This window comes from Tissierellales bacterium (assembly GCA_035301805.1).
Classification (GTDB): domain Bacteria; phylum Bacillota; class Clostridia; order Tissierellales; family DATGTQ01; genus DATGTQ01.
Map to the genome: position 1 here is coordinate 1 of DATGTQ010000173.1, position 8,172 is coordinate 8,172.

Below are 8,172 nucleotides of genomic sequence, written 5' to 3' on the forward strand. Positions count from 1 at the left end.
CTATGCGGAAATAGCTCAGTGGTATAAGCAGAGAACCCAAATCAGGTTTTTGGATTTGGTGTGAATCGCTTAGTGGATACAGTATTTATAATTAACTGAAGCTATGATTAAAACGAGAACTATTTAAACTATGCGGAAGTAGCTCAGTGGTATAAGCAGAGAACCCAAATCAGGTTTTTGGATTTGGTGTGAATCGCTTAGTGGATACAGTATTTATAATTAACTAAAGCTATGATTAAAACAAGAACTATTTAAACTATGCGGAAATAGCTCAGTGGTAGAGCATCGCCTTCCCAAGGCGGGGGCCGCGGGTTCGAGTCCCGTTTTCCGCTCCATATTCAATAATATATTTATATTGCATAAGCAGTAAACCTTCTATATTAATATAATGTTATAGAGGGTTTAATTTTTTATATAGAAGGAGAAAAGATTATGAAGAACCCTTTTATTCCCCTTGAAAAAGGAAATACAGTTATTGTAGATGGTAGAATTAATGAAGAATTTATTGAATTTTTAGAGGATATGAAATTAAAAGTTATTTTAACAACAAAATGTGAAGAAGTAGCTGAACCTATATCTTATCATCCTGATATAGTTATGCATCCAGTGGACCATAGTACTTTAGTTATTGCTCCAAATGTTTTCGATTATTATGAAGACAAACTATATGGGATGGGTATAAAATTAATAAGAGGAGAAAAATACCTAGGTGAAGAATATCCTAATAATATAGCATATAATGTTGGAAGGGTTAATGGGGCAGCTATACACAATTTCAAATATACAGATAATATATTACTTTATTATTTAAATAAGCAAGGTTTAGATTTAATAAATGTAAAACAAGGTTATTCAAAATGTTCTATGGCTATAGTAGATGAGAGAGCAATAATTACTGCTGATAATGGTATTCATAAGTTGATGATTCAAAATAATATAGATTCTCTGTTAATTCAACCAGGTCATATAGTTTTGAAAGGATATAATTATGGATTTATAGGTGGGACCTGTGGAAATCTATCAAAAAAACATATAGCTTTCTCAGGTAGTTTTGAAAAACATCCAGATGTTAAAAAAATCAAAAAATTTTTAAAAAAATATAATAAAAAGTATTTACTAATAGATGGAAATCCCCTTATAGATATTGGAACTATTATTACTTTATATTGTAATTAAAGTAAGCATTTATAAAGTATATACCTATTCCAAAATCATATACTATTACTGCAGAAAGGAGAGACAAATGGAAAGAGTGACTATCAGCTTTAATAAAGATATTGAGAATATAAATAAGAAGATAGACGAATATTTAATAGACAAAGATATTGAAATATCCGAAGAGCTTTTAAAAAATAGAATTTTTCTAAACTTCAATGCTGTTAGCGATAAAATAGAATCAGAAGCTGAATATTATCATACTATATCAAATCTTGTTACTGATATTATAATACATTATTATTCTAAGGCAATAATAGGTAAAGAAATATTTTTAAAATATAAAGATTTTTCTAGGAAGGATAAAATTTTAATAATAGATATAGCTTATAATATGTTTATTGAAGAGGAAAGCTTTATTAAAAGTAAAAAAAGTATATACGAAGAAGTATTGGATTATATAGTGGAAAATAATGAAATTATTATAGATGGTTTTATAAGATTTAGACTTGAGAAGTTTAAAAATAATATAAATCATTTAATTGAAAAAAGCATAGATGAGTATTTTATAGAAAAAGAGTACAAAGAATTTATAAAAATTCTACAATATTTTGTAGACATTCAGCAACCAAAGCTTAATACAATAAATATTGTAGTAAAAGATGATGATTATAAATTATTTGATGACAAAAATAATCTGATTGAAAAAGACTATTATAATGATATAATTAGTGAGTTAGCTAATGAAGGTATTAGTAATGATGATTTATTAATAAGTACTTTAATAGTAATAGCTCCAAAGAAAATAATAATTCATGGAAAAGAAAAAGATAAAGAAAAAGAAATTGTAGAAATAATTGATGGTGTATTTACTAATAAAGTACATTATTGTTTAGATTGTGAAATATGTAGAAAGAAAAAATCAATTAAAAAAGGGAAATAAAAAGAAGTTGGAAAAACAACTTCTTTTTATAATTAAGGACTAACTTTTTATTTGTATAAAAATATGATATCATAATGCAAAGAACTTTGGTATTAATTACAAATGGAGGTATATACATATGACAAAAAAATTAGTTAAACCTACAACCTTATCGGGTTTTATGGAGCTCTTACCTTCTGATCAGATTCTTTTTAATAACATAATGGATACTATTAGAGAGAATTATGAAAAGTATGGATTTTTACCTATAGATACGCCGGTAATTGAAAGAGAAGAAATACTTTTAGCTAAAGGTGGGGGAGAAACAGAGAAGCAAATCTATAAATTTAAAAAAGGAGATACTGATTTGGCTTTAAGATTCGACCTAACAGTACCATTAGCTAGATATGTTTCCCAGCATTTTTCAGAGCTGACCTTTCCTTTTAGAAGGTATCAGATAGGAAAAGTATATAGAGGTGAAAGAAGTCAAAAAGGAAGATTTAGAGAGTTTTACCAATGTGACATTGATATAGTTGGAAATCAAAAGTTAGATATTATTAATGATGCAGAAATTCCAAGTATCATTTATTCTACTTTTAAAGACTTAGGGTTTGATGAATTTATAATTAAAATAAATAATAGAAAATTACTTAATGGGTTCTTTCAATGGTTAGGTGTAGAGGACACTGGTCAGGTATTACGAATCGTAGATAAACTTGAAAAGATTGGTTCGGAAAAAGTGAAAAAAGAATTAAGGGAAATAGGTTTGCAGGATGAAGTTGTGGAAAAAATACTAGAATTTATGATGATTAATGGTTCAAATAGTGAAATATTGGGTAAATTAAAAGCAATGGAAGTTGAAAATGAAAGCTTTAATATAGGTTTAGAGGAATTATCAATTGTAAATAAATATGTTAAAACTTTTGGTGTACCTGAAAGTAATTACTCAATTGATTTAACTATAGCAAGAGGTTTAGATTATTATACTGGAACTGTATATGAAACATTTTTGGATAATTACCCTGATTTAGGGAGTGTATGTTCTGGTGGAAGATATGATGATTTAGCTCAGAATTATACTAAACAAAAATTGCCTGGTGTGGGAATATCTATTGGTTTAACTCGATTGTTTTATCAATTTAGGGAAGCAAATATAATTTCATCTGATTGTAACACTTTAACTAAAGCTCTTATTATACCAATGGTAGATTATCTAGAAGAATCTATAGAAATTGCTAACTATCTTAGAATTAAAGGTATAATGACGCAGGTATATTTAGAAAAGGGTAAAATGGGTAAAAAGTTTTCCTATGCGGATAAATTAAAAATACCTTATGTATTAATAATTGGACCTGATGAAGTTGCGGAAAATAAGGTTTCTTTCCGAGATATGAAAACAGGAGAACAAAAATTATTAAGCTTAGAAGAGGTTTCCGATAAACTTAGGTAATATTATTAGAAATTAATTTTTAATAAGAATTATTATAGCTATTGTCAGAATAAAAGTATTGGTGATTAATTTTACAGAATTAATTATTAAAATACCAGGGTTTCTCCATTATTTCATTAACCCCTCATGTCAACAAACTTTCGGGGGTTACTTCTAACATATGGAAATATATCCTGAAAGCATTGAAAAATCAAAGTTTAAAAGTTTTAAATATAAGAAATGGGGAAACTCTAATTAAAATAGTCTTGACAATTAAAATTAATATAGCTATAATGTTATATTAACTAAATATATAATAGCAATGAAAGGAAGAGTAAGTTAATTTAGCTTTAAGAGAGGGATTATCGTGGCTGGAAGTAATCCTAAGTGATAATTAACTGAAGACCACCCTGGAGCTGAATCCCAAACTATATTTATAGTAAAAGGATTACCGCAGAATGCGTTATACAAACTGAGCACCAATTTGGGTGGAACCACGGGAATATTATGTCTTCTCGTCCCTTGACATAGGGACGAGAAGATTTTTTGATTTTTGGAAAATAAAATTATAGGAGGGAAAATAATGAGTAAAGTTAAAATAACATTACCTGATAATTCTGTTAAGGAATATGATAAAGGTGTAACTGTTTATGATATAGCAAAGGATATTAGTAAAGGATTGGCGAGAGAAGCTGTGGGTGCTGAAGTGAATGACAAGATACTTGGTCTTAAAGAACCTATTAATGAGGATTCTAGGGTAAGTATAGTGAAGTTTGAGGATGAGGCTGGAAAGCATATATTTTGGCATACAAGTGCCCATATTTTAGCTCAGGCAGTCAAAAGATTATATCCAGATACAAAGCTGGCTATAGGACCAGCAATAGATGATGGATTTTATTATGATTTTGATACAGAACACAGATTTACTCCAGAAGATTTAGAAAAAATAGAAGAAGAAATGAATAAAATTGTAAAAGAGAACTATGAACTAGAGAAGTTTATATTGCCAAGAGATGAAGCCATAGAATATTTAAAAGAAAAAAGTGAACCTTATAAAGTAGAATTAGTAGAAGATCTTCCAGAAGACGAGATAATTTCTTTCTATAAACAAGGTGACTTTGTAGACTTATGTGCAGGACCTCATTTACCAAGTACAAAGAAAGTTAAGGCTAGTAAGCTATTAAGTATAGCTGGTGCTTATTGGCATGGAGACGAGAAAAACAAGATGCTTCAAAGAATATATGGAACTAGTTATGAAAAGAAGAAAGATTTAGATAAACATCTTGAAAGAATAGAAGAAGCTAAAAAAAGAGATCATAGAAAATTAGGGAAGGAACTGGATCTATTTAGTATGCATGAAGTAGCACCAGGATTTCCATTTTTCCATCCAAAAGGTATGGTTTTAAGAAATATATTAGAAGATTTTTGGAAAGAAGAACATGTAAAAAGAGGATATGGAGAATTAAAGACTCCATTAATATTAAATGAAGAATTATGGCATAGATCTGGTCATTGGGATCATTACAAAGAAAATATGTATTTTACAAAAATAGATGAGAATGATTATGCAATAAAACCTATGAATTGCCCTGGTTCAATTCTTGTATATAAATCAAAGATGCATAGTTATAGGGATTTACCTCTTAGGTGGGGAGAGTTGGGCTTAGTTCACAGGCATGAGCTTTCTGGTACTCTTCATGGTCTTATGAGGGTTAGAAGTATTACTCAAGATGATGCCCATTTATATACATTACCAAATCAAGTAAAGGATGAATTAGTAGGAGTAATGGAATTAGCAGATTATATATATAATATATTTGGATTTAATTATCATGTAGAATTATCCACTAGACCAGAAAACTCTATGGGAACAGATGAACAATGGGAATTAGCAACTAATAGTTTAATTGAAGCTTTGAAAGAAAAAGGAATAGACTATGTATTAAATGAAGGCGATGGAGCTTTTTATGGACCAAAGATTGATTATCACTTAGAAGATGCCATTGGTAGAACATGGCAGTGTGGTACAATACAATTAGATTTCCAAATGCCAGAAAGATTTGACTTAACTTATATAGATAAAGATAATGAAAAGAAACGCCCTATTATGATTCACAGAACTATTCTTGGAAGTATTGAAAGATTTATGGGAATTTTAATAGAACATTATGCAGGAAAATTCCCAGTATGGCTTGCTCCAGTTCAAGCTAGGATACTTCCTATTTCAGATAAATTTAATGATTATGCTTATAAAGTAAAGAAAGAAATGGAAGACAAAGGTTTAAGAATAGAAGTAGATGATAGAGTAGAAAAGGTAGGATATAAAATTAGAGAAGCAGAACTTCAACAAATACCTTATATGTTAGTAGTTGGTGGAAAAGAAGTAGAAGAAAGATTAGTATCTATAAGGAAACGAGATGAAGGAGATATAGGACAACTAAAGGTAGAAGAATTTATAGAAAAAGTAGCAGAGGAAGTTGAGAATAAAAAGTAGTATATAAGGGGTATACAGTGAGTAAAACTTTACCTTTTATATTAGAAACTTTAATAATAACTGTTGCTGTTTTAATCGTTAAAAACAACAAGAACAAGTCATGTATAGCTGACTTGTTCTTGTTGTTTTCTTTAAGTCTAAGTTGCAAAATCTGAAGATGGTTCATAGAGACTAAGTATTTCGTCTAATTCTTCGTCAGTCATATATTCTTTTTCCATAAGCACATCGGCGATATTAAGTAAAATTATCTTATTCTCCTCTAGAATCTTAATAGCTTCTTTATATGATTTATCAATTATCTTTTTTACCTCTTTTCTTACTACCTCATAGTTATATCTTAAATAATATTCATCAACGGCTACATTTCCAAAAGAACTCATACCATAGCTACAAACCATTTCCTGAGCAATTTCAGTGGCCTTAGTTAAATCATCTTTAGCTCCTGTTGTAGTATCATTAAAGATTATTTTTTCTGCTGCTCTTCCCGCTAATAAGCCTGTAATTTTATTCTTTAGCTCTTGCTTTGTTAAAAGATATTTTTCTTCTTCTGGAAATTTTAGTACGTATCCCAAAGCTTGCCCTCTAGGTACTATAGATATTTTCTGTACTACTTCAGATTTTAATAGCTTACAAACTAACGCATGCCCAGCTTCATGGACCGCTACTGTTCTTTTCTCTTTTAATAAAACAGAAGGATTTTTTACTTCCAATCCAGCTAGAACTCTTTCAATAGCTGCATTGAAATCATTCATATCAATTTTCCCTTTTTTATTTCTTACTGCAATAATAGCAGCTTCATTAGCTATATTGGCTAGTTGTGCTCCTGTTAATCCATGGGTTTTATTAGCCATATCTTTTACGTTAATATTTTTGTCTAAAGGTTTATCTTTAGTATGAAGCTGTAGTATTTTTTCTCTGGCCTTAATATTTGGGTTACCTACATAAATATGTCGATCAAAACGGCCTGGTCTTAATAATGCTTCATCTAGCAAGTCTAATCTATTCGTTGCACCTATTACTATTACAGTTTCATCAGTATGGAAACCATCCATTTCAACTAATAACTGATTTAAAGTTTGATCTTTCTCGTTGTTAGAATCTGAATTTCTTCTAGCTCCAATGGCATCTATTTCATCAATAAACACTAAACTTGGTGCATCCTTTTTAGCCTTTTCAAAAAGGGATCTTACTCTTTTTGCACCTACTCCTACGTATTTCTCTACAAACTCAGAACCACTAGCGTATAGAAAGGAAGAGTTAGTTTCTCCAGCTACTGCTTTAGCAAGTAAAGTTTTACCAGTGCCAGGAGGACCATAGAAAAGAATACCTTTAGGAATTTTGGCCCCCATTTTTTTATATTTATTAGGATTATTAATGAAGTCAATAGTCTCTTGAAGTTCCTCTTTGATTTCTTCTAATCCCGCAACATCTTTAAAAGAAACACTTGGTTTATTATTGTTTTTATTACTATCTTTTTCACTAGCAAAGGCAATAGGAGCTAGTTGTGGTTTAGAATCTAGGTTTAAATAGTAAAGGCCAACACCTACTGTTAAAAGCCATATAACAATTCTCTTGCTACTACCCATATAATGGATGGGTTTAGAAGATATATATTCGTCATAAAGGAGTATAGAAGATAAGATTACCCCAAAGACTAAAATTAGGAAAACAAATTTTTTCTTTTTCAAAATAACCCCACCTTTTCTAAATTTGTAAATATAGTTTAACCATTTAAAAAATTAATATAGAAGTAAATAAGATAAAGTTGAAGGAAATATTATGTAGATGTATAATGTATTTACTAGATAATTTAAATTTTACTTAGTAATGGAGGTGTACTTATGGAAATAAAGAAATTAGTGGAAAAGTATAAGGACGATATTATAAAAACAACTCAAGAAATAGTAAGTATTAAGAGTGTGGAAGAAGAGGGAGAACCAAATATGCCTTTTGGAGAAGGACCATATAAAGCACTAGAATACGCTTTAAATTTATCGGAAAAAATGGGATTTGAAACTAAAAATTTAGAAGGTTATGCTGGTCATGCAGATTTAGGTGAAGGAGATGAAGTAGTAGGTATACTAGCTCATTTAGATGTGGTGCCAGAGGGAGATGGATGGACTTATCCACCATATAGTGGAGAAATCCATGATGGTAAAATTTATGGTAGAG

6 protein-coding genes, 1 tRNA gene and 1 other annotated feature are annotated in these 8,172 nt (G+C 29.7%); of the genes, 6 read left to right on the forward strand and 1 reads right to left on the reverse strand.

Annotated features, from left to right (window positions below):
* The first annotated feature begins 260 nt into the window (after positions 1–260).
* From VK071_08740 to thrS, 5 genes are all read left to right on the forward strand, one after another.
* Positions 261–335: transfer RNA gene (locus VK071_08740), tRNA-Gly, on the forward strand.
* A gap of 97 nt (positions 336–432) precedes the next feature.
* On the forward strand, positions 433–1,176 hold the full coding sequence (locus VK071_08745) for a hypothetical protein (protein HLR35395.1): 744 nt from the start codon (positions 433–435) through the stop codon (positions 1,174–1,176).
* Between the two features lie 67 nt (positions 1,177–1,243).
* The gene (locus VK071_08750; GenBank protein HLR35396.1) at positions 1,244–2,098 is read left to right on the forward strand and encodes a putative sporulation protein YtxC; all 855 of its coding nucleotides are present in this window, start codon (positions 1,244–1,246) and stop codon (positions 2,096–2,098) included.
* Between the two features lie 118 nt (positions 2,099–2,216).
* Positions 2,217–3,527 carry a histidine--tRNA ligase gene (gene hisS, locus VK071_08755; protein ID HLR35397.1) on the forward strand — a complete coding sequence of 437 codons (1,311 nt, stop codon included), beginning with the start codon at positions 2,217–2,219 and terminating at the stop codon, positions 3,525–3,527.
* Between the two features lie 292 nt (positions 3,528–3,819).
* Positions 3,820–4,032, forward strand: a binding site (T-box leader).
* 57 nt (positions 4,033–4,089) lie between these two features.
* Positions 4,090–6,000: a threonine--tRNA ligase gene (gene thrS, locus VK071_08760; GenBank protein ID HLR35398.1), complete on the forward strand. Its 1,911-nt coding sequence runs from the start codon at positions 4,090–4,092 to the stop codon at positions 5,998–6,000.
* Positions 6,001–6,137: 137 nt separating this feature from the next.
* Here the strand turns inward: thrS and VK071_08765 are convergent, their stop codons facing one another.
* Positions 6,138–7,688, reverse strand: a complete 1,551-nt coding sequence (locus VK071_08765; GenBank protein ID HLR35399.1) for an AAA family ATPase — start codon at positions 7,686–7,688, stop codon at positions 6,138–6,140.
* Between the two features lie 153 nt (positions 7,689–7,841).
* Between VK071_08765 and VK071_08770 the strand changes: the two genes are divergently transcribed.
* On the forward strand, positions 7,842–8,172 hold a 331-nt coding region (locus tag VK071_08770; protein HLR35400.1), incomplete at its 3' end, for a dipeptidase PepV.